The 3,162-nt window shown below is 46.7% G+C and carries 2 protein-coding genes; both read right to left on the bottom strand.

The window, feature by feature from the left end:
* Positions 1–14 precede the first annotated feature (14 nt).
* On the bottom strand, positions 15–302 hold the full coding sequence (locus QT984_RS20385; RefSeq protein ID WP_333056686.1) for a hypothetical protein: 288 nt from the start codon (positions 300–302) through the stop codon (positions 15–17).
* A 22-nt stretch (positions 303–324) separates the two neighbouring features.
* Positions 325–3,162: S8 family serine peptidase (locus QT984_RS20380; RefSeq protein WP_333374787.1), on the bottom strand; the 2,838-nt coding region annotated here is incomplete at its 5' end.

Raw genomic sequence — 3,162 nt, 5'->3', positions numbered from 1 at the left:
GTCATTGGTCTGAGTTACCGAGTAATTATTATCTCGATTGTTTTGCCAGTATGATGGGCCGTTGCTGCTGTTGGTTTGTTCAGATTGATTGACGGTGTAAGTGGATTGATTGCTGGTATTTTTTGACGGGCCGTCGTCGTAACTGCTGTGATAATTACTATTGGCTTCTGAATAAGTATCGCGGCTGTTGCTGCTGACTGTTGTGCCGTCTGTTGTAGTGCTGTCCCAAGTTGAATTGATTGCTGAATAGTCGTTGCTGCTGTTGCTGGTTTTGGAGGGGCCGCTGCTACTGTTGCTCTCATAATTCGAGCGATTTACTTGGCTTTATGACCCGCTGTGAGTGTTGGTGTAACTGCTGTTATTGCTGCCCGACGTCCAATCGGCTTTGCCTTGAATTTGAGTTGAACTGTGGTTGAGAGAACTGCCGGTGCTGCTAGTATAGTGAGTGTTTGAAGTTGATTTTGAACCCCAATCGTCTTGGCGGTTGCCGTTATTCGTTGCATAGTCGGTTCCGTATTGACTGTCTGATTGGGAAAAACTGTTTCGGTAACTGTCGGCAGTGGTGTTTGTAGTTTGTGAAGGAGTGGTATAATTGCTAGAACTGCGGGATTTTTGAAGATATGAGCTTTGGTCGTTGCGAGTGCCTTCGTATTTAACTCGGCTGTAGTTTTGCTGCGATTGATTTTTGTTTTCTACTGAGTTTTGAGAAAAGTTTTTGCTGGTGTAGGTACTGGCAGATGTGTTTGAATCGCTGGTGGATTGGTTAAAAGAGTTGCCCTTGCTGTTGGTTTGGACGGCGTTTTGATCCCAGCTTGATTCGGTGTTTGAGAAGTGGCTGTTGGTTTGAGTGTTTGTGGTGGTTGTACCGTGGGAACTACTGGTAGAGGTGGTTGTATGTGGCGCTAGTTCTGTGGTATAAGAGCTAGTGCCTTCATTGCTGTTTCCGGTTGAGGTGCTGGTGGTTTTTGGTGTGCCTGGGGCGGTGGTTGCAGTTGCTCTTTCTGAGGGTTTGGATGGGGTATTGTTGGGTGTGTTGCTGGGATTTGCATCGGCATCAATTAAGGGTTTTGTCCAGTGTTTGGTAGCTGCCAAGACTGGGATTGCGGGGATTGTTTCTGTGGCTGTGGCTATTGCTAATTCTGGGTTTAATATTCCGTATCCTGTTCTTTCGTCCCATGAGGGTACGTCGATGTCTGTTGCTGTGTTTAGGAGGATGTTTTTGATTTGTTGGCGGTTCAGGGATGGGTTGGCTGCCCACATTTGCCAGATGGTGTTTGTGACGAATGCGGCTGCTATTGATGTGCCTTGTTTGGATTGGGTTGTTGATGGTTCTGCTGTTTGTGTAAGGCTTGTTGGTGCTAGGATATCTAATCCGCCTCCGTAGCTGGAATAGGCGGCGCGGTGGTTGTTGTCGGATGCTCCCACTGTGATGATGTTGTCGAATTCTGTGGAGGCTTGTCCGAGGGCTGAAATGAGTGTTCCTTCGTTTCCAGCGGCTGCTACAATCAGGATGTTGTTGTCAAGGGCGTATTTGAGTGCTGATTTTTCTTCTGCTGTCAATTTGTGCCGTGTGGTTTGTGTGCCGTCGGGGTTGATTTGGGTTAAGTCGAAGCTGAGGTTGATGAGGGCGTTGGGTTGTTTGGCGGCGATTGCTGCGTTTACAAATTCTATCAGGGATTGATGCCAGTTGCCGCTGCCTGTTGCTCGTCCCAACCAAATCGGAGTCGATTTTTGGGTGGGGTTTTGATTGTCTGTGGTGGCGATAATTTCTAAAATTGTGTCGCCGTGTTGGTTTCCTTGGTTTGGTTGGAGTAGGGGGTTGTTGTCGCCCTCGATTAAGTCTTTGCCGAGGCTGATTTGGCTGTAGTTGATGTGGGGATTGTTGGTGGTGAATCCGGTGTCGATGATGCCGATTAATGGTTGGTTTTTTTGGGGGAGGTTGGGGGTTGTTTCTGGTTGGGTTTCTGTGTCGGTGGTTGTGTATTCGTTGATGGTTGTTTCGGAGTGGCTGTCAGTTGCAGTTGCGATGAAGGAGTCGGGGATGATATGAAGTGAATTGTCTGGCTGATTGTTGGCGTCGGATGATATTTCGGGAGTAATGGCGATGTTTTCGGAGTCGAAGTCGGGGTTGACAAATTCGTCGATAGTTGTTGGTGGCTGATTTTTGCTGTCGGCGGTGATATTTTCCGATTGTTGTGAGTGATGATTTTCGGTGACGGCAATTTCGGGTATAATAGTTTGGGCGTCGGTAACTATGTATTCTGATGCGGATGGTTGATGATTTTGGCGGGATTCTGTTTCGGGAATGTTAGGAAATTGTTGGGCGAATATGCTGTTGAGAGTTTCCGACTGTTGGGAAATTTCTTCGGGAGAAATTAGCGGGAAATTTTCAGGAGTTTGGCTGGCTATTTCGGGGGTATCGATAAGAGTTGGAGAGGTGTTTTCAATTTCCCCGGTGAGAATGTCTGTGGATGCTGCGGGTATTGCTGGTATTTCTGGTTTGTCGGGTTGGAAAAAGACGGATGTTTCGATTTTGTCTCCTGTGATGAAGTCGATTGATTTGGCATCTGCGATGGCTGGTTGAATGTTTTCTGAGATAGTTGGGATTGTGTTTTCGGAAACTTGCGGGTTTTGAGTTTCTGTCGTTGGGGAGTTTTCGGGTTTTGTTTCAGCAGGATTTGTCGCGCAATTGCAAATTTCGGAAACTGTCGAGTTTTTGGTTTCTGTCGCTGGGGAGTTTTCGGTTTTTATCTCAGCAGGATTCGGATCGGAATTGGGAGTTTCGGAAACTGTCGAGTTTTCAGTTTCTGCTGTGGGAGAGTTTTCGGTTTTTGGATCGGCAGAATTTGGATCGGAATTGGGAGTTTCGGAAACAGTCGGATTTTCAGTTTCTACTGCGGGAGAATCTGTTTTTGGATCGGCTGGATTTGGATCGGAATTGGGATTTTTGGAAACAGTCGGATTTTCAGTTTCTCCTGCGGGAGAATCTGTTTTTGGATCTGCAGAATTCGGATCTGAATTGCGATTTTCAGAAACAGTCGGGTTTTTGGTTTGTGTCGCAGAGGAATTTTCCGTTTTTGGATCGGCAGAATTCGGATCTGAATTGCGATTTTCAGAAACAGTCGGGTTTTTGGTTTGTGTCGCAGAGGAATTTTCCGTTTT

This window comes from Microcoleus sp. Z1_B2 (genome assembly GCF_036700325.1).
Lineage (GTDB): Bacteria > Cyanobacteriota > Cyanobacteriia > Cyanobacteriales > Microcoleaceae > Microcoleus.
This window is presented reverse-complemented; position numbering and strand designations above follow the sequence as displayed.